Raw genomic sequence first — 23508 nt, 5'->3', positions numbered from 1 at the left:
AAATGGAAAATAAAAAAATATGTTGATTTTTTAATTGTTTGCTGTTATTAATGTAATAGTCATCAGCCATTGATTGTCCTACTAGTATAATTCATCTTCAGACATGAAAAAAACTATATATACCATCTTCTTTCTTTGCAGTGCTTTTATGTTTTCACAGGAGAAGAAAAATGATACGGCTGATGTAGGGACAACCAAAGAAATTCAGGAAGTTATTTTAAAATCACAACGTAAAAAACAGTTTGCAGACAAAGCTGTTTATACTTTTGATAAAGAAGCGCTTGCCAGAGCACGCTATGCAAAAGATTTACTTAGCACACTCCCGGAGTTACAACTGAATCCCGTAGAAAATACCATTACCAGTACGAAAGGCGGAACCACACTATTCCTTATCAACGGGATTGAAGCTACAGATATGCAGATCCGAAGTGTTGCGCCCGGTGAAGTGGTGAAAGTAGAATATTATGACATTCCGCCAGCGAGATGGGCTACGAGAGCAGATACGGTAGTTAATATTCTGACAAGATCCACAGAAACAGGGTATGTTTTCGGGGCTGATGTATCTACGGCTTTGAATACCGGATTTGTGAACGGTTCTGCCTACGCCAATTATACTAAAGGGAAAAATAATTTCGGACTGGAATATTCCCTTAATCTTAGGGATTATAATGACAGAAGAGTCAACAGCATCTATGATTATCAGCTGAACGGGAAGCATTACCGGTCTGATGAAAACCGCAAAGATCATTTTGGATATACCTTCCAGAGTATAGCTTTGCGCTATACGAGACTTGTTCCCGATGACTATGCTTTTCAGGCTAAACTTAATATGGATATTTTCAGCAGGTTTTCGAAAGGAACAGGACAGAGCGTCTTTACCGAAGATTATCTGAAAGAAGAACACAATATGTTTAAAAATAATGGCTCGGATTATGTGATTCCTAAGCTGGATCTATATTATTCTAAAAAGATTGGTGAAAAAGATGAGTTGAGTATTAATGTAGTAGGTTCTCATTACACCACCAATACCACAGAAACGGCCAAAGAATGGATTGTTGGTTCGGGATTGTCTGTATATGACAATGATATGGTATTGAAAGCAAAGCAAACAAGTTTGGTTGGGGAACTTGCGCATATGCATGATTTCACGGCTGGAAAACTTTCGTCCGGATACCGGATTTCAAGGTCTTCTATTTCCAATGATCTGAATAATCTTGCCGGATACTCTCAATATAATGTTACTTATCTGGAACAGTATTTTTATACTGAATTTGCAGGAAAAGCAGATCAATTCAGTTATCGTATCGGAGCAGGGCTTACCAATATTCACAATAAAAGTGCAGAAAATACTTTTGATGAATGGACTTTTACTCCAAAGGTTATTTTAGCTTATCAGCTTAAAGGGAATCAGAACCTACGTTTTACAGCAAGTTATAATCCGGTAAGTCCATGGAGTAATGCTTTGAGTAGCAATGTGGTGCAGCTGGCTCCTAATATTGTTCAGAGGGGAAACCCCTTTTTACAATCTCAGCAGGTTTTTTCTAATAACCTGACTTATTCTTTTAATAATAAGTATTTTGATTTTAATGCAGGCTTATTTTACCGGTATACCAACAGGGTAATCAATCAGTACTACGTTCACGATGAGGTGTTGAATGGATATGCCCTGACTTATGAAAACGGGAAGAATGCTCAGAGATATGGAGTTCAGTTAACAGGATCTTATAAACCTTTCGGAAATACTCTTTTGGTCATAAAAGCTGTAATCACACCAACATCTGAAACAGTAAGAACTAGTAAAGGTGCTCTGATAAAAAATGACTATTTAGGAAATTACTTTTCGCTTTCTTCAGAATATAAATCTTTCTCTGTTCAGTACCAGTTCAATATTCCGGTATACAGCCTTAATGGAGCATTTCTTAATACGAATGAAAACCAGAATAATATTTTTGTGAGCTATAAACATAAGAACTGGACATTTTCTACAGGAATGTACTGGATAGGAATGCCTTCGGAATATAAAACGAAAAGCCTACCGGAAAGTCTCGTAGATTATAAAGTTCATACACAGATTATGAACAACAAATCCATGTTTGTATTAGGACTGAGCTATGATTTCTCGAAAGGGAAAAAGACAGAAATTCAGCGAAAGCTTAATAATGATACTGCACCTGCAGCTACCTTTTAGATGCTAATTTGAATGTTAATAAGAAATCCCCGCTCATTTGTAGGAGTGGGGATTTTGTTTTATTATTTCTTAATGAATTTTGTGTTCTTTGTATCTGCAGCATTTTTTCCGCTGATCTGAATGAAATAAGATGCTGGCGGAAGATCTGAAATCTGTATGTTTCCGGATTTTACATCTGAAGTTTTAACCAGTTTACCATCCAGGCTGTAAATATCTGCTTTGGAATAGTTATCCGTATTTCCTTTGAAACCGATAAAATCCTGTGCAGGATTAGGATAAACCACTAAGTTTTCTTTTTTTACTGCACTGTTTACGCCCAGGAATGTTTCACTTAATGCAAATGTAGTTTTTACATTCTGGTTGATGCTCAACAGTGGAATACTGATATTTCCGCTTGTAGAATTAAGCAGGGCATATCTGTGAGAAGCATCGTAATAAGAATAGGCTGTATTGGTTATTGCTCCGATAGGGTTAGAATAAGTAACATCCAGAGATGAATACAGATTGAAATTCTGTGTGAATTTTACTCTAAGAACATTAGTGTATGTTTGATTGCCTATAATTAAAGTTCCATATGCATCAGCAATGGCAGTCATTGTACCACTGAATAATCCGCTGGCAGAAGATGAGGAAAAAGTACCTTTGGCGGTGTCGTTCTGTGTCGGTCCGTACGTTGTTGGATAATTAATATGAGTACCGTTATCCACACTAAAGTTTAATGTGGCCTGTGTATTTACAATTCCTGTAATTTCCAGTTTAGAAGTTGAAGCTTTGTAATAAACGGTTGTTGCTCCGTCTACCATTTTAAGAGTAGAACCCGGGAAAGTTGCTATTTCAGTAGAACTAGGAGTTGAATACGTTGTTTGTGATGCTGCTCCCATCGTAAGCCCTCCATTGGAAAATGTTGCGTTAGGACCTGTTGCAGAGTTGTTTACGGTGCCGGCTGTGTTGTTGTAATTAACAATATTTCCGGAAATAGGGTCATTGGCTGCTTTTGTAAGCGTGATCTGCGCAGACATCATGGCAGATGCTCCTAGTAAAAGGAGTAAAGATTTTTTCATAGTCAAAATTTTTTGTTAAAAATAATTAAAAAATAGTATTCAAATATTAATTTTTTTTCTTTTTAATTATATTTTTAATAAAAATGCCTGCTGATCGGATCAACAGGCGGTCTGTGCGTTAAAAATGCTTGGGTTTAATTGCTTATTACCATTTTACGGTAAGCATAAATATCTTCAATGGTTACGACACTCATTTCTTTTTTGATGGCAAAGTCCACAATTTCAGGAAGTCTTGCCATGGAGCCGTCTTCATTCGTCAGTTCACAAAGTACGGCATCTTCACCAAGATTGGCCATTTTTACAAGATCTACACTGCCTTCGGTATGGCCGCGTCTTTCAAATACACCATCTTTTCTTGCAATCAGAGGAAAAACATGGCCCGGACTTGCAATATGCTCTGCCTGGGCATTTGCTGCTACAGCGGTTCTGATTGTTGTCACGCGGTCTTTGGCAGAAACTCCCGATTCCACACCTTCTCTTGCCTCAATGGAAATCGTGAATGCGGTCTGGTTTTTTGAATTGTTGTTTTCCACCATCGGACGAAGATTAAGGTGGCGGCTTTTTTCCTCGGAAATACAAAGGCAGACAATACCGCTGCATTCGCGGATCAGAAGTGCCATATCCTGTTCTGTAATAGTGGAGGCGGGAAAGATGATATCGCCCTCATTTTCGCGGTTTTCATCATCTACCAGTAGAATACCTTTTCCCTGCTGTAATGTCTGAAGTGCTTTTTCTACACGTTCTTTGGAGTTTGCTCCGAATTGTTCTAATAATTTTTCCATGTTATTTTACTTTTAAAAGTTAAAATACACTTCGGTACATGGAAATGAAATACAACGCAACAAGAATCCATAAGGAATCTTATTGGTCATCTCATTTTCTTCTCCCATCCAGACTTTAACTGTCGGTTCCGGAATTTCACCAGATCAGTCCCTTCCGAAGAAAGGAGTCGCGGACTGTAACCGCCGGTAGGGAATTTCACCCTGCCCCGAAGAAAACTTATACTAAGTTTTGCTGTATGTTGTAATTAAATTTTTATTTCATTAATAGTATTTAACGCACAGACCGCTAATTTCGTGAAGTTTTTTGAATTGGAGAAGCTTTTTAATCATATTTAAGCAATGACTTTTTTTTGAAATTAAATTTTCAGGCTGTTCTTAGAATTTTTTCCATCTTCTTTCCTTTGGCCAGTTCATCAATCAGTTTATCCAGATACCGGATGTTTCTCATCAGTTCATCTTCAATTTCTTCTACACGATATCCGCAGATGACTCCTTTGATCAATGAAACATTTGGATTGAGTTGAGGTGCCTGTTCAAAGAAAGTTTTAAAGTCGGTTTTGTTGTTAAGGATGTTCTGCAGATCACTTTCATCATATCCCGTCAGCCAGAATATGATTTCATGCACTTCTTCTCTGCTGCGTCCCTTTTTCTCAGCTTTTTGAAGGTAATGTGGATAAACACTGGCAAAAGCAGTTGTGAAAATTCTGGTATTCTGCATGGGAATATATTAGATTAATTTTTTGATGACTCCATCCAAAAGGGTATTAAATTCTTCAGGTTTCTCCAGCATAGGATAATGCCCAACGCCTTCAATCGTTAAATAATCATAATTTTTTAAATATTTTCTGTTGTTTTCCGGATGTGTAGGAGAAGCATCGGAATTAATGGCTATAACGGGAACTTGAATCTGTTTCGCAAACGTTTTGAAATCTGTTGCATATAGAGGCCGGAGAGCATTGATTGCCAGTTCAGGTGTATGTTGAAGAAATTCATACTGTACTCTTTCTCTTACAGCAGGCGGTGTTCCTTCTACAAACAAAAATTGTGGCAGAAAGTTTTCTACAGTGTGTTTGAAATCCTTTCTGTACTGAGAAAGCACTTGTTCAGTTTGTTCCCTGGTAAAAGATTCGTCCAGATTCTTTAAAGTGTCTATGAGAATGATGGCTTTTACCTCAGGAATTTTTAAAGAAGCTTCCAGGACATAAGCTCCGGACATCGAATGTCCTACAAGAATTATTTCCTGCGTGTTAACAGCATCAGCAATTGATTTAATATCATCAGCATATCTATCGCTTGTCCATTCCTGTCTTGAAGCATCTGATTTTCCATGTCCGGCAAGATCCATCAAAACAATATGATATTGGTCTTTGAAATATTCTTTCTGGCTTTCCCACCATTCGGTATTGCCAAGCCATCCATGGACGAAGATCAGCGCAGGATTTCCACTTCCGGATTCTTTATAATGAATTTTCTGACCGTCTGATGATATTGCATATTTTTCCATTTCAATAGGAGTAATTAGGTGTATTATATTTAGACCAAATTTACCAAAGACTGCCGGAAATCTGAAGATCAGAATGTAAAAAAGCCGGCATTAAATGATATCTCCGGAATTTATTTTTTATCTTTTGATCTCAGGTTGACGATAATGATTGCATAAGATGTTCCCAGGAGATCTTTTATTTCACATTTGAAAAAAATGAGGTCTTTTAAAAACTTCTGATGGGATATCTCAATCCGGTATTTTATTCCTGTAGGCATTGCTTTGCTAGCAAAACCCTCCAGGTTGTCTACCTCATAAGTATTTGTACTGCCCATGAAGTTGAAAATTTCTCTTAATGTACAATTCATAATGAAAACGGAAGGAACAATAGGATAATTTTCAAAATGACCTTTGCATTGATTGGGAGTAAAAGGGTTAAGCAAAACTGTAAACCGATGCGCATCTTCTATAGTTATGTCGCCTTCAGGAAGATTTTCGTCATGATATTCTACCGCAGCATCATTGAAATAATCTTTGTAAAACAACTTAAAGGTATCTTTAGCAATAATGTGATAATCAAGCTCGAAAGAATAGAGCGCTTCTCCTGAATGGTTGTCTCTCATAAGAAGTGACGATTTCCCTTTTCTTTTGGATTCTAAAAAACTTTCACAGGTAATAGAAGCTGAATCTGATTTTTTATAAGAAAGCTGTCTTATTCTCACCTTTTCACCCATAAAATAAATCTGCTCTGTGGATTTGGTGTTTAAAAGTCTGTATAAATTACAGCTTCCCAGGGAAGATAATACCTTGATGAGTTTCGAAAAATTTTCTTTGGTGAAGTTGTAATTGGAAATTTCAGCTTCCATTCTGTTTCCGTTGAAAACAGTGTTTTCAGGAATAGAAATATAAGGAGCTGTTTCTCCAAGGTAAGGAATGATGTTTTTTTTGATGTCGGTTGTTGTCATCTGGATGAGGGATTATTGGGTTATTAAACTTTTTCGGTTGTGGATAACTTTTCATCATTGTGTAAAACATCATCTGTGCTGATTATGGTTTATATTCTTAAACCGCTTTAATCATGAATCAGAAAAAACAATTGTCAATCATTGTTATTCTGATAGTATTTTTTGTAAATAGATTTTTAATTAATTGAATATAAATATTTTGTGATATGTATTTCTTTACTTGGTGATTTGTTTTTGATGCAATTTATAAAAAATATTCATAAAGATTTATGAATAAATAGATAAAATTTAAACTATTGCTTTGAATAAGTAAAAGAGTAAAGCTGAAAAAAGTAGGGATAATTTTATCCACAGAACTTATCCACATGATTTTTCATTGTGGAAAATCCATAAAAAACGGTATTCATTATAAAATAATGATTTATAGATATTTATAAGGGATTTTTTAAATGACTTAAAAACTTATCCATAGTTTATCCACAATGGTAAAAAGAGATCATAGAAAGTTATCCACAAATAGTTGAAAATGTGGATAACTGCCTGTTTTGATTTAAAATATTTAAAATCAATATTTTAATTGGATTCGATCGGTGTCCGAAAATTCTATTTTACACTTATCCACAAAATTGGGCTTTTATTGCTGATCTTTATAAATATTCCAGAAATTAAAATCGGTCATAGGAGCATCAGTGATTCCGATGTTTCTTCCCATCGTTACGATTTGTCCTCTGTGATACGTGCTGTGAAGAATAGCATGCTGGATGTATTCGTATTTGGAAAAATCACACTGAAACCACTGAGATTCTATTTTTACATTTTTTGAAAGATCTTCTTCAGATAAACTTTCCACATAATCTACAAGTTTCTGCGAATTGTTTTTTATGGCATTGAAAACATCTTCTTTGCTGGTAGTTTCTGCTGTTTTTACAAAATCAAAATCATCTTTTTCTGAAATGTGGCTCCACCAATATTCCTGAGTTTGCCAGATGTGGTGTAGTGTTTTTAAAATAGTCGGAAAACTGGAAATAGTTTCCTGGTTAAGCTGCTCATCAGACTTTGTGGATAACCAGTCGATATATTTATTGACTACCCAATTGTTGTACTGCGCACTTTTGCTGACTAATGTTTTTAAGCTCATATTATTAATGTTTAGTTGTGTGTGTAAAGGTGAATGTTATAAACCAAAATGCCTGTCCTGGTCTGAATTTTCAGGATTAATGAGTGCTTTGTTGCTGTAGGTCGCTGCTTCGAAATCATTGATATTGACAGAAAGAAAAGAAATATCAGGCAGCAATTCTGAAAGCTGGTTACAGATCTGCTTCGAAAGATCTGCTTTTTGTTCTGTATTGCGCCCCTGCATGATATACCCAAACACATGTAGAAAATTTTTCTTACCTGTGCCTAATTTGTAATACTGATAGGGTTGAAGTCTTACTTTGATGTCATTGGGAGCAAACAGTCCTGTTCCGTCTGCCGCTTCATAAACTGCATCCATCAATTCATCGGGTGTTCTCTGCTGAAGAATATCCTGTGAACAATCTATTATAAAATGGGGCATAGATTCTATTTTGTGTTTGATTTTGTGTGAGATAAAAATAATAAAAAATAGTAATGGAAATTAAAAATAAAAACCGTTTTGAAAACAAAACGGCTTTAAAATATGTATTTTTTACTTTGTGAATACTGGTTTTATAGATTTGATTTTTTAATGCTGTATTGTGGTTGTACAGCGTTGGTCATGTCAAGAACAATATCATAAATTCCATCTTCATGGATTGGGAAATCATAAGCATCGAAGGCAATACTTTTATTGTCATTATTCAGACCGAGGTTGTATCCCCAGTCATTATTAAACCTGAATTTTAAATTACCTTTTTTTAATGTATAGTTTTTCAGAAAAGAGATATTCGGATTTTTAGGATCTGTTTGTAGTGGTATATCTTTTCCTTCCCAACCGTTCGGCGTTGCGTTTCCGATAATTCCCCACGTAAGAGTATTGGCCTTTCTTTTTGCTGTTTTTACAGTTCCATCCCAGAAATGAATGACCAGAGTATTTATTTTTCCGTCTTGATCCCGTTGGAATGTACAGGTGAATTTTTCATCCAGCTGAAATGATGTTTTGCTTTTCGGTAATAAAGCGTTTCTTGGATAGCTGCCTTCTTTGAAAACAAGTTGTCCATCGTTACTGGTGATGTAAAAATTTGAATCTTCTGTGGAATAAACACCTTCCAGCTTTTTTAAATCCCCGGGACTCACTTTTGCAATGGCCGGAATGCTATATGGTTTATTGTACAGTATTTTTTCTAATTGAGGAAAGATAAAATCCGTGTGTGAAAGTTCTGAATTTGATATGACAATCACACAAATATCATCCTCCGGAATTCTGTAATATCTACTTCTGTAACCTGGTCCGCCGCCATCATGACCCACCCGTTTTTTGTCAAAAACAGTCGAAATCTGGAAGCCTAATCCATAATGATCCTTGAGATAGGGAGTAAAAGCTTTATCTGTGGTTTCTTTTTTCAGAAGGGTGTAATTTTTTAATGCTTCGTCAAACTTGAAAAGATCTTCCACCGTAGAATACATGGCTCCTGCTCCAAAAGGATGGTCAGTTTTGAAACGTAATGCTTCATTAGACTTATTATCGGATAGAAATTCATAACCTAATGCTTTATTCTCATCCGTAACATTGTTGAAGTTGAATCCGCTATGGTTCATTTTAAGGGGCTTCAGGATATTATTCTCTATCACTTTATCATAACCTGAACCTGTTATTTTTTTAATAATGTAACCCAGAATATAATATCCGGAATTGGAGTAATCCCAATCTTTGCCCGGGGGGAAATTCAAGGGTTTTGCAGAAATATATTTTAAAAATGTTTCTTCATCTACAGTATCCTCAGAGTTGGTATGATTTTGAATTCCTGATGTATGGGAAAGCAGATGAGCTAAAGTAATGCTGTCACCCTTCGGAAATTCAGGATAATATTTGGAGAGTTTGTCATTCAGAGACAATTTCCCTTGTTCTTCCAACTGAAAAATAACGGTTGCTGTGAACATTTTTGTGGTGGAGAAAACTCTATAAAGACTGTTATTGGTATTTTTTTCTTTTTTAGGAGCATTTCTGTAGCCGTAGCTATTTTCAAAAATAATTTTTCCTTTTTCGGCAATCAAAACAGAACCACTGAACAATCCTGCTTTTTCATACGTTGAAAATAACTGTTCCAGTTTTTGGGATTTCTGTGAAAAAAGAGGATGCATCGCAAACATTAAAACGATACAGGTGAGAATAGATTTCATGTAATTTTTTTTAAATAAGACACTTTTGAGTGTGATAATATTACATGGGGTTTTAAAAATGTTTTTATTGAAGAAGAGTAGAGGATTATTTAATTTGAATTAAAGTCTTAACTCCATAGACCATGATCATAGATGCTTTTCCTGTTTCGATAAAATACTTTACGGTTTTTCCATTTTCCAGAATGATTTTTCCGAAAGTAAACTTCTCATTTCCATGTCCTTTAAAATTTCCGTATAATCCATTTTCTGCATGTATAATGAGTCCGGATTCCAAAACTCCTTTTTCTGATGTGATCAATTTCTGAGTCGTCAGAATACTGTAATTATCTAAGTCAATAATAGTAGAACAGATCAGAAGTTCTTCTGCATTTAATTGGATTGAGATGCCAGGATATGCATCATAAAAAGAATAATTGTCTTCATAAAATTTTGTCCATTGAAAAGCATCGTAAGGTTTAATAGTAGTTCTTTTTATCTTTGAAATACAGATACGGTGTTTTGATTGATCGTTTTTTTTCATTTTAATACCACATGTTTTTTATTTCATTCACTATTTCACTGGCTTTGGTTTCTGTAATCCAGTCTATAAGTCTTATTTCATTGCCATTATGTACAAAAACAACAGAGTAGGTTGAGCCATTCAGAGAAAAGTGATAACGAACACCCAACTTATATCTTTCTACCTGAAAATCTTTTATTTCAATCTGATTAATATCTTTTTTCAGGTAAGTTTTAGGGCTGGCAAACAATTTATTTTTATACTCAATTTTTATGGTTTCGGGATCAATGGTCAGAACCGTTTTTCCAAAGGTATTCCATAGCCAGATATACAGGAATAGAATAAAAAAAACTGTAAATGGAGCGGTAAATGAAATATAATGTAAAATAAAAAAGGAACTTTCCTCCTGAAGGCTTGAAAGAGGAATAATAATCAGAATAATAAAAGCGAGCAGGAGTAACCCTAACCCTAATATAATGGTCAATAGCCAATTGGTTCTGTTTTTTATTTCAATGGTGACTGGCATAATCATCTATACTTTAGAACAAGTTTTTTCCATATAACTTTGTTTTCTCAAGCCCCAAATTATTAATTATGACCATTTGAGAATCCATATCCCATGTTGGAAGATGTAAAGAAAGCTGATCTTCTAATTTTATGATTCCAGGTGTTACATTATAATCAAATTCATAGCTTTTATTATCGGTAATGATTTCAAGCCCGGATTGTTTTCTATCACTGAATGGAGTTGGGACACTGAAAAAATATATTGAAATAATTTCATCCCATTTTATAAATTCAGAGTTATTCTTTTGCTTAATATAAAACCCTTTTTCTGTGTATTGAAAAATTCCGTCATATTGATGCTGTCTATCCATTTCCCTTTCAAATGAATCATAATCTTTCTCATCGGGATAATACAGTTTTGCTACTGAAAATATAAGAACAACAAAGCACAGAAAAATAACAGCAAATGTAATTTTTTTATTATCAAAAATAGGATAATTATAAAGGGTCAGAATTAAGATCAGAATGGCAATGGCAATAATCTTTTTCATATTTTTATTTTTTCAAAGTACTTACCAGTGAAGAGTTTCCATTGTCAATAGAAAAGACTTTTATACGGCGAAAAGTAAGAGGAAATGTAAGAGCCGATGCTCGTCTTATTCAATATCGTTGTAAGAATTAACCTTATAAAGCAGTTGAAACTTAACGGTATTTTTTTTAGAATTAGGATATGTTTCTTTATTCACCTGTTTTTCAAATTCTTTCATGATTTCCAGATCCGGATTATCTTTAACTGCAAACTGAATGTCGTTTTTCTTTTTTCCCAATTCAAATTGAACCATTATTTTTCCTTCACCTTTTGAGTTTTTAAACAAATTCTCAAAAATTCTGTTGGTTTTTTCAATAACAGATTTAATATCTTCAAAAGAAGAATTGGCCTCTAATTCTGAATCACCGGACAAGAATATGACCTTTTCAAGTTTAGTTTCTTTGTTGCCTTTATCGGTAATATATACCTCATTGCCATTTTTATACGTTTTAATGGTTCCATCCGTTCTATAGGTTCCGTTGTCAATAGGATTGCTGTAAGAATTTTTATATGGGAACTCATCCAGCCAGAATAATTTTAGCTTTTCCTTCAGAAAGTTGACAATATAATAGTGGTTCTCGGTCTGAATGATGAACAAGGGTTCCTGAATATCAAATGAGATGGTAGACCAGTAATATTTTAATTCATCTTCATTGGCTTTTCTTATCTGATAATTCCCGGAAACTTCTTTTTTAAATTCATTCCATATTTTTTTGGAGTCATCCAGCTTTTTGGCCATTTTTCCTTCAATTTCCACATCATCTATATGGAAAATCAAACTATCAGGAATACTTTTTAAGCTTTCAATATTTTTAAATCTTTTCCAGAGTGTTGGTCCGATAATTAAATTTTTTCCCAACAGATCATCATTGGGTGCATTGGTAAGACTCTCCGTTAGCAGTTTTTTTGCTTTTTCGTTGATTTTATCATCTGCATAATGATAAACTACGCCATTGGGAATGGTTATTTTCTCGGTGATTTGTGCTTTGACAGCATTGACGATGAATAAAAGAAGAAGAAGAATTTTTATTTTCATGGGTTGTTTTTAAAGTTTTACTTTAATTTTTTCTACTTCTGTTTTGTTGGGCTTATCTATTTTGTTGGGTAAAGTCCAATGAACATACAATTCTTTGTTTTCAATATGAATACTGTCGATGCAATAATGAGGGAAAATGCTGGAGCAGTCTTTCCAGTTTTCTCCCAGGAACTGCTTTTCCTTTTTAATCATATTTTCGGCTACTAACCGGTAAGGAAGAGAGTCTGTTTCATAGATAACAATACCGTTCACTTTGTCATAAGCCAGAGCATTTTCATACAATTTAACTTCATTACTGTCGAAAGGTAAAATTAAGTCTGTCCATGTATCGCTTCCATTGGAATGTCTGATACACATGAATTGATCATTACTCCATTGTAAGGATGTTTTATGATCCAGATAATTGTTACTGATCGGCTCTGAAGAATTGAATATACTCTTACCATTAGTCCAGCGTAAAGAAGACGTTGAATCTGTCTCCTTAATGATTTCAAATGTAGGTTTCGAGATGATGCCATCATTCTTATTTGACGAATGACATGCTGATATCAATAAATAAAAAGATAATAGAAGGAACGGTTTCATATCGTGTTTAGCTTTGAAAAAGTATGAATTTTAATACAAAAGCTCTCCATTGAGATCCGTTGTCAGCACTTCACTCATATAATCAAAAAAAGGACGCATTGCCAGCAAGGTCTGGATGGCTTCCTTCTGAAAGCTGTCTGACAGAACCTCCTTATCTGTAAATTCCCGCATCACCAGGAATTGTTTTTTTCGGATTAAATCTATAGCCGGATGATTTTTATCAAAACCCCGCGGTGCTGTTTTTACAGCGTCTCCTTTAAGTTCTCCGAAATATTGTATAAAAGTTTTATCAGCGATAATTTTTTCAATTTCTTTGCTGCTGATTTCAAATTCTTTACGGATGCGAAGTAAATCTTTGGCTTCAGGCCCCCAGAATCCACCACCTACAAAACTGTTGCCCGGTTCCAGCTGAATATAATATCCACCTCTCAGCATGGGCTTCGAACGGGAATATCCCACTCCAAAATTGGTTTTATAGGGTGTTTTGTTTTTGGAAAAACGGACGTCATTATAAATCCTGAAAATATGCATTCCTTTAAGCTGATCATGCTCCTGAAGTTCATTGTAGATCTGAGTAAATAAAACTTTATTTTCCTTTACAATGGCATCATATTCAGATTTGTGCTTTGCGAACCATTCCCGGTTGTTATTTTCTTTTAAATGGGTGAGAAACTCAAATGCTTTTTTCATATTCAGATCAGGATTTTCCTTCGTTGATATATTCTTGATAATCTTCTTCTAATTTGTTAATTTCCTCTATCAGGAAATCATAAATATTTCCTTCAAATATATCGTAATCTTCCTCGTCATATTTGTCGTACTCCACTTTGATGATGCCGTTGTCGGTATAAGCTCTGTACAGATTTCCACTGCGTTTGAAAAATAATTGGCCCAGAGGCTTTTCTTTATATTCAAGAGCTTCGGCATGCTTCTCTTCAAAACCCATCCATGAAGGCATTTCTTCGTCCTGCGAAAGCCCGTACACGAAAAAGCCGTACCCGAATTTCCAGGCTGGAAGAACATCAAATTCTTCGGGCCGTTTCCATACTTCTTCTCTAACTTCAAGAAGCAAGGAGCCAAATGTTGTCAGGAAATCCTTAATATCTTCACTGAATGTAAAACCTGTACTTTCTTCATACTTTGTAATCTGTTCTTCGGTGGCCGGATTTGCCAGGGAACTCATTACGAAAAAATCATCATTTAATTTCTTTTTCCTGTCCCAGAAGTCTTCTTTTGTTGTCATATTTTTTGTTTGGTTTGTGCCGTCATCATTGATCAGACCGTTATTGAAACAAATATAAGGGAAAGTTGGAGGGATAAAAAATGAAGGAAGGGAAAATGATGAGGCTTACTCATTTTCAAATGTAAACCCATTTTCTTTGTCCATTTGTTCACGTTCTTTTTGTGACATTCTTTTTCTTAAAACTCTGGTAGTATAACCTCCTTTCACAATATTTTTGTCGATATACATCCAATCTGTAATATTGTGTGGATTAATCTCAATAGTATCTCCCAGTTTTACTTCTGTTGTTGATATGGGATCTCCATCTACAATTCCATAGAATTTATCATCAGAATATTGAACTTCACTTATCCAGATATGCTCGCCTCCGGAACCTGCGGTGTTAAATCTTTCTTTCAGTGCAAAATTGTAGTAATCCGGATTGCGGCTTTCTATTGCTTCTTTGAACTTATATAATGATTTTTTGGCATTTTCTATCGCAGTATTCATTTCGGTGTCTTCTCCCTGCAGAATATGAATATCGGGCTCATTATCTCTTTTTACAACTTGATCTTTTCTTTGGCAGCTTAATACGATAAGGCTTAGAAGTAGATAGATTGGATATTTGCAGCGCATAATTTAATCTGATGATATTAATTCAAGTTTCTAATTGTCACTTATTAATCTTATAATCTTCTAATTTCTGTTTCAGTTCTTCAGAAACCAGGTTATTTTCTATCAGGTAGCGGCTTATTATTTTCAGGAAATACCTGCATTCCTTTAAGTAATCTTTATCAGGTAAAGAATGATCTTTTAAATAAGTGTTTGCTCGGTCGACAAATACTCCGGAGCCTTCAAAATCTTTGCTTATGAATAGTGTTCCAACTAAGGATATATAGGAAACAAATTCATATTCGCCATGATTTCCTTTTAAAAAGTGCGGAGGCATCTTTTTGTTCATCTCCTGAAAATAGGATATGATTCCGATGTCTTTCAGGTATTTCTCCTTTTCGATAACAAACCAGTCATCTACTATTTCTCCATCAAAATCCATTTCAAGATCATAATATCCGATGGGTTCTGAATTTCTAAGATACATGTCATTTTCCACACAAAGACTTATTCTTGCCCGGATAACAGGTTCCCGGTATTGCTGTTCAATCAGATATTGGTATCCCTCAAATACAAAAGTAATTTCGTGGCGGGCAAAGCCTCCTATCAATTCTTCAGTATCTTCTGAGAGTATTTTTTGGAGCGTGTGAAATGCTTCATTTTTGAGATGAAACTTTTCAGCTCTTTCAGTGAGTAATGTTTGAAGTTCCTGAGCGTTCATAGTATGGTTATTGGTTTTCAAATCCTGTAAATCCATCAAAGCTGTTTTAATGGATTATGGTGCTAATGCAAATATCTAATAAATAACACTTACTATCATCTTACAATTTTAATCTTCTGTAAAACCCCTTTCTCATCTTTAAAGCTGAAAATATAAGTTCCTCTTTGTACTTTGGATAAATCTATATTTCTGTTATAGTAGGCAAAGCCCCTGTTGATCACTTCTCCATCTAAAGAGTAGACGGTAAATTCAAACTGATTGCTGTTATTTTTATTGCTGATGATAAAACCGTCTCTGGATGCATTGGTATAGACTCTTGTTTTGGTCTCACGGTCTTCATTGGCTGTATTGGAAGAGAGGGCACTTTCAGAAATATCAGCCGCCTGTGTACTTTTAATAGCTGATTTGGTTACAGACGTTGTACTTCCGCCGATGATGTATAATTTATTGTTGTATACTTCTGCTGCAGCATGTCTTCTGGGAATCATATTGGATGACAGCTGGTGGAATTTATGGGTTGCGGTATCAAAGTAGGCCATAAACGTCTGATTATTATAGCCTCCTGCAATGAAAATCTTATCACCGGATACCGCTAATGAATGTCCTGATATCCCGGCTGGCATCGTAATCTGATCGGTCCAGCGATTGGTATTGATGTCGTAGATATTGATCAGGCGGGATGAGGTACCGTTGAAACCGCCAATGACATACAATTTATCATTCACAATTTTTCCCTTTGCTTCTCTGGCGGTGGGCATATCCGGTAAGGGATGCCAGGTATCTGAAGCAATATCATAATATTGGAATCTGTTGGAAAATGCAGTGGTTGCAGCGCCGTTCAGTCCGCTTCCGCCGAACACATATATTTTCCCGTTATGGATGGCAGAACCTGCATTTCCTGTATACGAACGGTTCACAGCTCCCTTCGTTACTTTCAGGGTTTCAAGATCTACAATTTCAAGATGGCTGTTTCCCCAACCGTTAAAAATATACATTTTATTATTGTAAGTCTCCGAATTAGCAAATTTTTTAGGGCTGATAGTTGCATTGAGAACACTCCATTTGTTGTCTGTAATATTGTATTTTTCAATATAATTGGTCATACCTCCGCTTTCCTGATATCCGTTGCTCACATAGATATTATCATCTACAATGACACTGGATATAGCTCCTCTTCCTGCAGACATATTGGCGAGCGTTTTAAATTGAAGTGTTTGTGCATGGGCGAGCAGTGAGCCCAAAAATGAAAGGAATAATAATTTTGTTTTCAATGGTATGAGGTTTAGTGTGTTTGTTTTATCTGATTTTCTTTATTGGAGCCCGGGTTTATTTTTAGTACCGGACTTTAAGAGAATAATCATGGTTTAAAGATAGGAAAAAGTTGAAGAGAATTTTAAAATTACTTTATTCAGACAAGCATGAGGTTATTTTTCTAAAAAATGGTCGATTTCAATCACACTTTATATTTCATCAGGTATCGCTACCCCCTTACCAAAGGGGATATAGGGGGTTCATGAAGGGGGTAAAGGGACTTATGGAAGGGGTTGGAGGGGCTTTAGGAAGTGGTTATAGGGGGTTGCATAAGGGGGTAAAGGCCGTTCCGAAGGGGAGATACTTCCTTACCCAAGGGGCTGTAAGGACTTATGGAAGGGGCTGGAGATACTTCATGAAGTGGCTGGAGGAACCTGTAACGGAGGCTGAAGGATTTATAGAAGAGGGTAGAGGGGCTTTATTTTTTTTCGCAAAGTCGGGAGACTTTGCGGAGCGGGAGAGTGGGGTATTTTAGGCGGAGGGATATAAAAAATCCGAAGTGGGAGACTTCGGATTTTGTTTTTTATGATGGCGCAAAGTCTCCAGACTTTGCGGAGCGTGGGTTCGCCCCACTATTGCAAAACCGATGTTATCAGAAATTTTTCTTATTGTTCATATTCTTTTAAAATTCTAATAACAGTTTCTTTGTCAAATGTTGATGTATTTTCAATTTTTGAAGATAATTCAGGTTTTGAAGAGGTAATTTCTTTCAGTTTATTTTTCATACTATTGAATGTGCCAACATTCACTTCTTGATTTTTTTCATTGATGAAATGATCTTTTATCTGAACGCTTCCATCATATGCGTTATTGTAATATTCTCTAAACCATTTAATTTTTCCATCATAAAAGTTCTCCTGCAAAGATTTATATTCAGAACCTCTATTCACAAATCTTCTTTCGTTTCCGTTATAATCTTTAATGGTTATTTCTTTTAGGAGTTGGAAATAGATGTATTCTTTTTTTCCTGTCTTATCATAAATTTGAAGAAATTTGTTTATTGAAGTTTCATTTAGAAATCCATAAATTATATTTTTTTGACCTCTAATTTTTCCATCAATCGTTTTATCGTTAATGAAAGTGATTTTCGCATCCATCACATTTTTTTCTTGGATATTTGCGTTTTGAGTAGAGTACTCTTCAAGTGGCTTCAATTCACTCATCTGATTCCAAACTTTTACGCAACTTGTAAGTAAAAGTACAGATGATAAAATAATAATTGGTTTTAATTTCATAAGTTTTGCTTGATAAGCGATGTATATGATAAAATTTCTGCTAACGTTTCGGGTATTGCTGTAGTTTCGGGGGCAACCGAAGCATAATCCGTGTAAAATTACGAAGATTTCTGAAACAAATAGTTCTATTGCTAACATTCAACCCCAAATTCCAGCAATACCATGCTACCTGCACGAATCCTTTCGTGTGGTTACAGTATTATAAATTATATAGTTTTAACCTAGCCATACAATACAATCGTGCGGTAGGTGGGGGAGCGGGTATTTTAGATGAGGACAAAAAGCTATATTGTTGCTTGCTTAGTGTCATAGAATGTGGAATGGTTTTTTCGTAAGTTATTGAAAATGATATACTAAAGTTAGAGGTTTCTTTGAAAAAATACAAAAATGAAACCATGATATGTAACATATCATACAGCGGGGAAAATTGATAAATATCAGCTGCAATGGTATGATGAGGCAGATGTTTCTTCGCTAACTTTGAGTATGAAAAAGGGATTTAAGGTTCGTTTTTCATTGTAAATTTTCACAATAATCTAAACAAAAATGCTATGAAACAAAGAGTTCCAATTTCCCAAATTATGACTAAAGACCTGATTACACTCAATCTTACACAATCATTGTATGAGGCTGAAAATTTATTTAAAAAAAATAAAATCAGGCATATTCCGGTTGTCGAAAATCAAAAGTTATTAGGCGTATTAAGTTATAGTGATTTATTAAAAATCAGCTATGCGGATGTAGAACAATCGGATGATACGGAAGATATTCCAGTGTCAGCAGTGGTATACGACGTATTTACTATTTCGCAGGTGATGACAAAAGCTCCTCTCACTGTAAATCCTGAGACTACCATAAAAGAGGTAGCAGAGATTTTATCCGAACATAGTTTTCATTCTGTTCCGGTGGTAGAAAATGACCAGCTAAAAGGTATTGTGACTACTACAGATATTTTAAAGTATTTATTGCAGCAGTATTAAACGGCCCAGTATTCACTTTAAATGCCCATTTATACTGAATACCTTACATTTTCCAAATTCAGAGTAATTGGAGATTATATTCGTATAAGCAACCCGAAGTCCAGACTTCGGGTTGCTTTATTTTTTTAGAGGCTGCTGAATGTCCCCGTTGCTGCAAGATCTTTTCGTCGTTTTGATAATTATGACCAATTTTTATTTCTGAATCAACTGCTCCAGCCTGGCCATCATTTCATCTTTTTCTTTCAACATTCTTTCGTACAACTCAATTTTTTCTTCGTGTAATTTTAGTACCTGCTCAATAGGATTGAAAATAGGATTATCATTTTTCTGATATCCAATACTGTGATCGCCAAAAGTATTGGCAATTACATTTACAGCTTCTTCCTCATCAAAATTCTGGAAAGCTTCCACAGGAATTTTCAATACCTCAGAAATCCTTTTCAGCAAAGGATCTTCAACAGTTTCTTTCTGCTCCAGAAGCGAAATCTTCTTCTGGTTCCAGTCTTCACCAAGATCAAAAGCCAAAGCCTCCTGCTTGACGCCCAACATCTCCCGAAAACGCTTGATATTTCTCCCCTGATGTATTTTTTTGTTTTGCATATTTGTGTACGTTATAGAAACAAATATAAGTAAAAGTTGGGGGATAGGAAATGGGGGCGTGTGGGTATTTTAGATGGTGGGATTATAAAAAATCCGAAGTGCTGACTTCGGATTTTATTTTTTTGATCGCAAAGTCGGGAGACTTTGCGTAGCGGGGATGATGGGATATAAAGAATCCGAAGTGGGAGACTTCGGATTTTGTTTGATTTAAATATTCTAATAGTATGCTAATCTATGCTACACGATACAATCGTGCGGTAGCGGGGTTATGCAAGTATTAAACAATCTTTTCAATTACAGCCTTTTCCTTTGTATTATCTAATTTAGATTTTTCATCATAAATGATTTTGTACATTACTTTTCTACCTTTTAAATTGTTGAAAGTGAAATTTTTATTGTCTTTTGAATGTACAAAAATATTATTGGGATTTTTTTCAATAAAGCCATAATAATCTCCATACTTATCTCGAATAACGGCAATGATTTTACCTAAATATACTTTTTCAGATGAATTTATAATATTTTGATCTTGTAGTTGTATGGATTTTTCACCTCCCTTTATTAAACTGTTAACCTCATTTATAAGATGCAATGTAAAAGCTTCAACATCTTTTGTTCCCCTTCTAGATTTTCCAAGTACGGTTTCCCATTTTTCCAGCGAATCGGTAAATAATTTAATGCTATCATTTACTAATTTCTCAAATTGTTGATTGTCTTTAAGAACAATGAGTAGCTTGTTACAAGATTTATCAACCTCTGTTTCTTTATTTTGAGAGGGAAGGTACCCCATAACAGTTTGTCTTAACATCATTAATATATGTGACTTATAAGTTCTTACTATTCTAGGTACAGTATTTTGTCTTAAAAAATTTTCAAACTTTATGAAAAGATATGCTAATGTGAAATAAGGTAATTTAGAATGATAGTCTTGAAAAATATCATCTTTATTTTCTTTTAATAATATTGATTCATGTCTATGTGAAATATGTGGTTTATTAAGAAAAACTCCCAGATAATATTGCGTTAGTATTCTTAAGTTTACTTTTTGTGTTTGTTTAATAATAGGATTATGTTGATATTGTTTAGACCTCCTTTCATAATAAATTGTTTCGTACTCTGGTGAAACTACTGTAAAGAACTCTTCTAGATCTTTATGGAATTTTTTTGTACTTTCAAAGGCTTCCTCAAGAACAATATTTTGCCTATTTGTACCTCTGACAATATCATTTACAATTTCTTCATCAGTTGTGCTAATTACACGAATAGATATAGGAACTTTTGATAAGTCTAGATTCTTTTTATAACATTCATAAATAATATGACTTGTCTGGCATCCATTAACAATTTGAGGGTTGAAAATTGTTAATTTAGTATTGTTTTGTTTATATTCATCACAAACAATTGTTATCCCATTATTTAAAATAATAAACTTTTCTGGACTATCCTTTACTGTGTTTTCTATTTCGAGATTAACTGGATTTAGTCCCTGAAAGTCTCGAACATTATCATTGAAAAGTGACTTGCGAATTATTCCATCATCTGTAGAGATTAATTTTATTAGTTCACTTCCATAAACAATCGAAAGACAAGAGTTTGAAACATCATTTACATCTGTTAATGGCATAGAATGTCTAGTGTCAATTGTAGCGCTAAAAGTATTTTGAATACTATCGTAAATGTTTTTTAATTCATTACTGTCTATGAATTTAAAATTGTTTGATTCAAAATTATAAATATTAAGATGAGATATATCTTTCCCAAATTGGTTTGCAATACCTACTAAATCTGCTGGATTTTTCCATCTGCCCATTCCTACGTAATAAAGGATAATATTTGGATTGTTATCCCACATTATAGTAATTTCATCACTAAGTAAATACTCTTTAAGTTCAAGACAGTCTCTAATATTATCATTCATTGGAAAATGATGTTCGTCCGATAGAAAATCTCTAACTCCATCAACAAAATTATTAAGCTCTCCTTTATCAAAGTGTGTTTTATATTTTGATTGGATAAAAATAAATTCTACATTAATTCTTTTGTTACGATTAAATTTTATTATATCATCAATTTCGTTTTTTGTTTTTACAATTATATCTTCAACTTTAATTGCAAGCCCATCAATACCCATATCACTTGCTCCACCTACACTCACGAATTCTAGTGATTCTGTATCAGCACTAAAGGCATCTGGATGGTGCAATGTAAATATTGTATAGTTTACAAATTTTTCAAAAGCTATTCCGTCTTGTACATTTTCTAATTCATTTTTCTGTCTGAATTGTTTGAATCTTGCGTTAATTATTGGTTCTACTTGCATTAATATGGGTTTTAGTTAATATCTATATATTGTACTAATATCATTAGCATATTATTAAATTTATCTCTTTGCTAAGTTCTTAAATTAGGAATTATAGTTCCTTACGGGAAACCGTATTTGGCTAAAAGACAACAGAAAAACCGCTCCACAAAAGCAGAACGGTTAGTATATTAAATTGTCTCATCAACGCGCTGTTACATCATTCCTGGCATTCCACCACCCATTGGCATGGCTGGTTCAGCGCTCTTCACTTCAGTGATTATACATTCAGTTGTAAGAAGCATTCCGGAAACAGAAGCTGCGTTTTCAAGTATATTTCAGCAGATCCTTGTCAAGGTTTTAAACCTTGACAAGGATGTCAATTCAGGTATCTTTGTCTTAAAATTTTCACAAAAAAAACCGCCCTACAAAAGCAGAGCGGTTAGTATATTAAATTTGTCTCAGCGACACGCTGTTACATCATTCCTGGCATTCCACCACCCATTGGCATAGCTGGTTCAGCGCTCTTCACTTCAGTGATAACAGGTTCAGTATTAAGAAGCATTCCAGAAACAGAAGCTGAGTTTTCAAGGGCAACTCTTGTTACTTTAGTTGGGTCAATGATACCTGCTTCAAGCATGTGAACGTACTCGTCATTTTTCGCGTTGTACCCGAAGTATTGATTTACTTTAATGTTGTAGTTTAGCAGCTTTGTTGAGTGAGATAGTTTTGACTAAAGAAATTTTAATCTCGTTCCATTATCCGGTACCAATTTTTTTCTAACTTCCAATTATTTTCAGGTTTTACTTTTATTAGTTCTTCATATTGTTTTTGTGTCTCATTATCATTTGTGAATATAAAATATGCTTGTGGTGCTTCGAAAAAGCCCCGAGAAATCCAGAATTTGATAGTTTTCGTACCTTCTGTTTTATTTTGATAAATCCAAATATCATTTCCGCCATTTGAAATAATGGGGAAGTCAAATGAAAGTTTACAAATGCCATTATTCATTTTTGTATTGGGTTTCAATTTTTCTGTTAAAACATCTTTTACTATTTGATTGCGCTTATTGTAAGAAATACTCCAGTCAATTTTTTCAATAATGGAGTTGGGGATTTTGTTGAAATTGTAAAACGTTAGAACAAATAAACTCAATGTTACTGAAAGATTTATTATTCTGTTTGCCTTTATGTTTTTCTTTTCTTTAATTAATTTTATGACTTGTCTTACTGTTAAAATTAGCAAGATTATACACACTAAAAGCCAAGAAAATGGTTGAACAAAATAGGGGAGACAAAAGTAGTCAGCAAAAACAAAAACTAACCAGGTTATAATCAAAACTACTATTTTTTTTGTCATTCAATTCTTTATTAAATTTTGTATATCATTAGTTTATCGGATTGCCGATAACATTCAAATTTACGTATTACGCCCATATATAATGTGTGCAATTACAAATAAAATTTCAAGTAGAAAGTCCATTGGATTTTCTGTATAAAAAAACCGCCCTACAAAAGCAAAGCGGTTAGTATA

At 34.4% G+C, this 23508-nt stretch carries 25 protein-coding genes, 1 pseudogene and 1 riboswitch; of the genes and pseudogenes, 3 read left to right on the top strand and 23 right to left on the bottom strand.

The annotated features are described in order from the left end of the window. The first annotated feature begins 103 nt into the window (after positions 1–103). Positions 104–2188 carry a TonB-dependent receptor domain-containing protein gene (locus JNG87_RS01945; protein ID WP_202841404.1) on the top strand — a complete coding sequence of 695 codons (2085 nt, stop codon included), beginning with the start codon at positions 104–106 and terminating at the stop codon, positions 2186–2188. Positions 2189–2250: 62 nt separating this feature from the next. On the opposite strand, the gene JNG87_RS01940 is transcribed toward JNG87_RS01945, so the two are convergent. From JNG87_RS01940 to JNG87_RS01855, 18 genes are all read right to left on the bottom strand, one after another. After that, positions 2251–3249, bottom strand: a complete 999-nt coding sequence (locus tag JNG87_RS01940) for a T9SS type A sorting domain-containing protein (protein WP_110008180.1) — start codon at positions 3247–3249, stop codon at positions 2251–2253. Positions 3250–3383: 134 nt separating this feature from the next. Then, positions 3384–4031 carry a 3,4-dihydroxy-2-butanone-4-phosphate synthase gene (gene ribB, locus JNG87_RS01935; protein WP_202841403.1) on the bottom strand — a complete coding sequence of 216 codons (648 nt, stop codon included), beginning with the start codon at positions 4029–4031 and terminating at the stop codon, positions 3384–3386. Between the two features lie 92 nt (positions 4032–4123). After that, a riboswitch (FMN riboswitch) is annotated at positions 4124–4249 on the bottom strand. Between the two features lie 146 nt (positions 4250–4395). After that, complete coding sequence (locus tag JNG87_RS01930) at positions 4396–4749, bottom strand: DUF2200 domain-containing protein (protein ID WP_202841402.1); 354 nt, start codon at positions 4747–4749, stop codon at positions 4396–4398. Positions 4750–4758: 9 nt separating this feature from the next. Further along, positions 4759–5535, bottom strand: a complete 777-nt coding sequence (locus JNG87_RS01925; protein ID WP_202841401.1) for an alpha/beta fold hydrolase — start codon at positions 5533–5535, stop codon at positions 4759–4761. Between the two features lie 110 nt (positions 5536–5645). After that, positions 5646–6479 (bottom strand): hypothetical protein, encoded by an 834-nt coding sequence (locus JNG87_RS01920; RefSeq protein ID WP_202841400.1) that lies wholly within the window; start codon positions 6477–6479, stop codon positions 5646–5648. A gap of 634 nt (positions 6480–7113) precedes the next feature. Beyond that, entirely contained in the window at positions 7114–7617 is a 504-nt protein-coding gene (locus JNG87_RS01915) for a DinB family protein (RefSeq protein WP_110008175.1), read from the bottom strand. 36 nt (positions 7618–7653) lie between these two features. Then, positions 7654–8037, bottom strand: coding sequence for a 5-carboxymethyl-2-hydroxymuconate Delta-isomerase (locus JNG87_RS01910; protein ID WP_062675862.1), 384 nt, complete (start codon positions 8035–8037; stop codon positions 7654–7656). A 131-nt stretch (positions 8038–8168) separates the two neighbouring features. Then, on the bottom strand, positions 8169–9779 hold the full coding sequence (locus tag JNG87_RS01905) for a serine hydrolase (protein ID WP_202841398.1): 1611 nt from the start codon (positions 9777–9779) through the stop codon (positions 8169–8171). A gap of 85 nt (positions 9780–9864) precedes the next feature. Continuing rightward, complete coding sequence (locus JNG87_RS01900) at positions 9865–10299, bottom strand: hypothetical protein (RefSeq protein WP_202841396.1); 435 nt, start codon at positions 10297–10299, stop codon at positions 9865–9867. A 1-nt stretch (position 10300) separates the two neighbouring features. After that, positions 10301–10804, bottom strand: a complete 504-nt coding sequence (locus JNG87_RS01895) for a hypothetical protein (RefSeq protein ID WP_202841394.1) — start codon at positions 10802–10804, stop codon at positions 10301–10303. A 13-nt stretch (positions 10805–10817) separates the two neighbouring features. After that, the gene (locus tag JNG87_RS01890) at positions 10818–11336 is read right to left on the bottom strand and encodes a hypothetical protein (protein ID WP_202841392.1); all 519 of its coding nucleotides are present in this window, start codon (positions 11334–11336) and stop codon (positions 10818–10820) included. Between the two features lie 105 nt (positions 11337–11441). After that, entirely contained in the window at positions 11442–12410 is a 969-nt protein-coding gene (locus tag JNG87_RS01885; protein ID WP_202841390.1) for a hypothetical protein, read from the bottom strand. A 9-nt stretch (positions 12411–12419) separates the two neighbouring features. Beyond that, complete coding sequence (locus JNG87_RS01880; protein ID WP_202841388.1) at positions 12420–12995, bottom strand: hypothetical protein; 576 nt, start codon at positions 12993–12995, stop codon at positions 12420–12422. 30 nt (positions 12996–13025) lie between these two features. Further along, entirely contained in the window at positions 13026–13685 is a 660-nt protein-coding gene (locus tag JNG87_RS01875) for a DUF2461 domain-containing protein (protein ID WP_202841386.1), read from the bottom strand. A gap of 7 nt (positions 13686–13692) precedes the next feature. Continuing rightward, the gene (locus JNG87_RS01870; protein WP_202841384.1) at positions 13693–14238 is read right to left on the bottom strand and encodes a hypothetical protein; all 546 of its coding nucleotides are present in this window, start codon (positions 14236–14238) and stop codon (positions 13693–13695) included. A 105-nt stretch (positions 14239–14343) separates the two neighbouring features. Then, positions 14344–14853, bottom strand: coding sequence for a YegJ family protein (locus JNG87_RS01865; RefSeq protein ID WP_202841383.1), 510 nt, complete (start codon positions 14851–14853; stop codon positions 14344–14346). 37 nt (positions 14854–14890) lie between these two features. Next, the gene (locus JNG87_RS01860) at positions 14891–15586 is read right to left on the bottom strand and encodes a hypothetical protein (RefSeq protein ID WP_202841382.1); all 696 of its coding nucleotides are present in this window, start codon (positions 15584–15586) and stop codon (positions 14891–14893) included. A gap of 59 nt (positions 15587–15645) precedes the next feature. After that, entirely contained in the window at positions 15646–16821 is a 1176-nt protein-coding gene (locus JNG87_RS01855) for a T9SS C-terminal target domain-containing protein (protein WP_202841381.1), read from the bottom strand. Positions 16822–16931: 110 nt separating this feature from the next. Here JNG87_RS01855 and JNG87_RS01850 point away from each other — a divergent pair, with 110 nt between their 5' ends. After that, the gene (locus JNG87_RS01850; protein WP_202841379.1) at positions 16932–17336 is read left to right on the top strand and encodes a hypothetical protein; all 405 of its coding nucleotides are present in this window, start codon (positions 16932–16934) and stop codon (positions 17334–17336) included. A 130-nt stretch (positions 17337–17466) separates the two neighbouring features. Here JNG87_RS01850 and JNG87_RS01845 read toward each other — a convergent pair whose 3' ends face one another. Then, positions 17467–18096 (bottom strand): hypothetical protein, encoded by a 630-nt coding sequence (locus JNG87_RS01845; protein WP_146207821.1) that lies wholly within the window; start codon positions 18094–18096, stop codon positions 17467–17469. Positions 18097–18647: 551 nt separating this feature from the next. Between JNG87_RS01845 and JNG87_RS01840 the strand changes: the two genes are divergently transcribed. Next, entirely contained in the window at positions 18648–19076 is a 429-nt protein-coding gene (locus tag JNG87_RS01840) for a CBS domain-containing protein (RefSeq protein WP_202841377.1), read from the top strand. Positions 19077–19268: 192 nt separating this feature from the next. Here JNG87_RS01840 and JNG87_RS01835 read toward each other — a convergent pair whose 3' ends face one another. The 4 genes and pseudogenes from JNG87_RS01835 to JNG87_RS01820 all read right to left on the bottom strand — a co-directional run bounded on the left by JNG87_RS01835 (position 19269) and on the right by JNG87_RS01820 (position 23334). Further along, positions 19269–19676, bottom strand: a complete 408-nt coding sequence (locus JNG87_RS01835) for a helix-turn-helix domain-containing protein (RefSeq protein WP_202841376.1) — start codon at positions 19674–19676, stop codon at positions 19269–19271. A 277-nt stretch (positions 19677–19953) separates the two neighbouring features. Then, positions 19954–21996, bottom strand: a complete 2043-nt coding sequence (locus JNG87_RS01830) for an AIPR family protein (RefSeq protein ID WP_202841375.1) — start codon at positions 21994–21996, stop codon at positions 19954–19956. Positions 21997–22450: 454 nt separating this feature from the next. Further along, positions 22451–22651, bottom strand: a pseudogene (gene groEL / locus JNG87_RS01825) (chaperonin GroEL); the annotation flags it as partial. Positions 22652–22719: 68 nt separating this feature from the next. Next, positions 22720–23334, bottom strand: coding sequence for a hypothetical protein (locus JNG87_RS01820; RefSeq protein ID WP_202841374.1), 615 nt, complete (start codon positions 23332–23334; stop codon positions 22720–22722). Positions 23335–23508: the final 174 nt, after the last annotated feature.

Origin of the sequence: Chryseobacterium cucumeris (genome assembly GCF_016775705.1) — a bacterium.
GTDB lineage: Bacteria > Bacteroidota > Bacteroidia > Flavobacteriales > Weeksellaceae > Chryseobacterium > Chryseobacterium cupriresistens.
This window is presented reverse-complemented; position numbering and strand designations above follow the sequence as displayed.

Bases quoted from the DNA above. Each gene is read 5' to 3' on its own strand.
- JNG87_RS01945 (WP_202841404.1), top strand. From the start codon at position 104: ATGAAAAAAACTATATATACCATCTTCTTTCTTTGCAGTGCTTTTATG.
- JNG87_RS01940 (WP_110008180.1), bottom strand. From the start codon at position 3,249: ATGAAAAAATCTTTACTCCTTTTACTAGGAGCATCTGCCATGATGTCT.
- ribB (WP_202841403.1), bottom strand. From the start codon at position 4,031: ATGGAAAAATTATTAGAACAATTCGGAGCAAACTCCAAAGAACGTGTA.
- JNG87_RS01930 (WP_202841402.1), bottom strand. From the start codon at position 4,749: ATGCAGAATACCAGAATTTTCACAACTGCTTTTGCCAGTGTTTATCCA.
- JNG87_RS01925 (WP_202841401.1), bottom strand. From the start codon at position 5,535: ATGGAAAAATATGCAATATCATCAGACGGTCAGAAAATTCATTATAAA.
- JNG87_RS01920 (WP_202841400.1), bottom strand. From the start codon at position 6,479: ATGACAACAACCGACATCAAAAAAAACATCATTCCTTACCTTGGAGAA.
- JNG87_RS01915 (WP_110008175.1), bottom strand. From the start codon at position 7,617: ATGAGCTTAAAAACATTAGTCAGCAAAAGTGCGCAGTACAACAATTGG.
- JNG87_RS01910 (WP_062675862.1), bottom strand. From the start codon at position 8,037: ATGCCCCATTTTATAATAGATTGTTCACAGGATATTCTTCAGCAGAGA.
- JNG87_RS01905 (WP_202841398.1), bottom strand. From the start codon at position 9,779: ATGAAATCTATTCTCACCTGTATCGTTTTAATGTTTGCGATGCATCCT.
- JNG87_RS01900 (WP_202841396.1), bottom strand. From the start codon at position 10,299: ATGAAAAAAAACGATCAATCAAAACACCGTATCTGTATTTCAAAGATA.
- JNG87_RS01895 (WP_202841394.1), bottom strand. From the start codon at position 10,804: ATGCCAGTCACCATTGAAATAAAAAACAGAACCAATTGGCTATTGACC.
- JNG87_RS01890 (WP_202841392.1), bottom strand. From the start codon at position 11,336: ATGAAAAAGATTATTGCCATTGCCATTCTGATCTTAATTCTGACCCTT.
- JNG87_RS01885 (WP_202841390.1), bottom strand. From the start codon at position 12,410: ATGAAAATAAAAATTCTTCTTCTTCTTTTATTCATCGTCAATGCTGTC.
- JNG87_RS01880 (WP_202841388.1), bottom strand. From the start codon at position 12,995: ATGAAACCGTTCCTTCTATTATCTTTTTATTTATTGATATCAGCATGT.
- JNG87_RS01875 (WP_202841386.1), bottom strand. From the start codon at position 13,685: ATGAAAAAAGCATTTGAGTTTCTCACCCATTTAAAAGAAAATAACAAC.
- JNG87_RS01870 (WP_202841384.1), bottom strand. From the start codon at position 14,238: ATGACAACAAAAGAAGACTTCTGGGACAGGAAAAAGAAATTAAATGAT.
- JNG87_RS01865 (WP_202841383.1), bottom strand. From the start codon at position 14,853: ATGCGCTGCAAATATCCAATCTATCTACTTCTAAGCCTTATCGTATTA.
- JNG87_RS01860 (WP_202841382.1), bottom strand. From the start codon at position 15,586: ATGGATTTACAGGATTTGAAAACCAATAACCATACTATGAACGCTCAG.
- JNG87_RS01845 (WP_146207821.1), bottom strand. From the start codon at position 18,096: ATGAAATTAAAACCAATTATTATTTTATCATCTGTACTTTTACTTACA.
- JNG87_RS01840 (WP_202841377.1), top strand. From the start codon at position 18,648: ATGAAACAAAGAGTTCCAATTTCCCAAATTATGACTAAAGACCTGATT.
- JNG87_RS01835 (WP_202841376.1), bottom strand. From the start codon at position 19,676: ATGCAAAACAAAAAAATACATCAGGGGAGAAATATCAAGCGTTTTCGG.
- JNG87_RS01830 (WP_202841375.1), bottom strand. From the start codon at position 21,996: ATGCAAGTAGAACCAATAATTAACGCAAGATTCAAACAATTCAGACAG.
- JNG87_RS01820 (WP_202841374.1), bottom strand. From the start codon at position 23,334: ATGACAAAAAAAATAGTAGTTTTGATTATAACCTGGTTAGTTTTTGTT.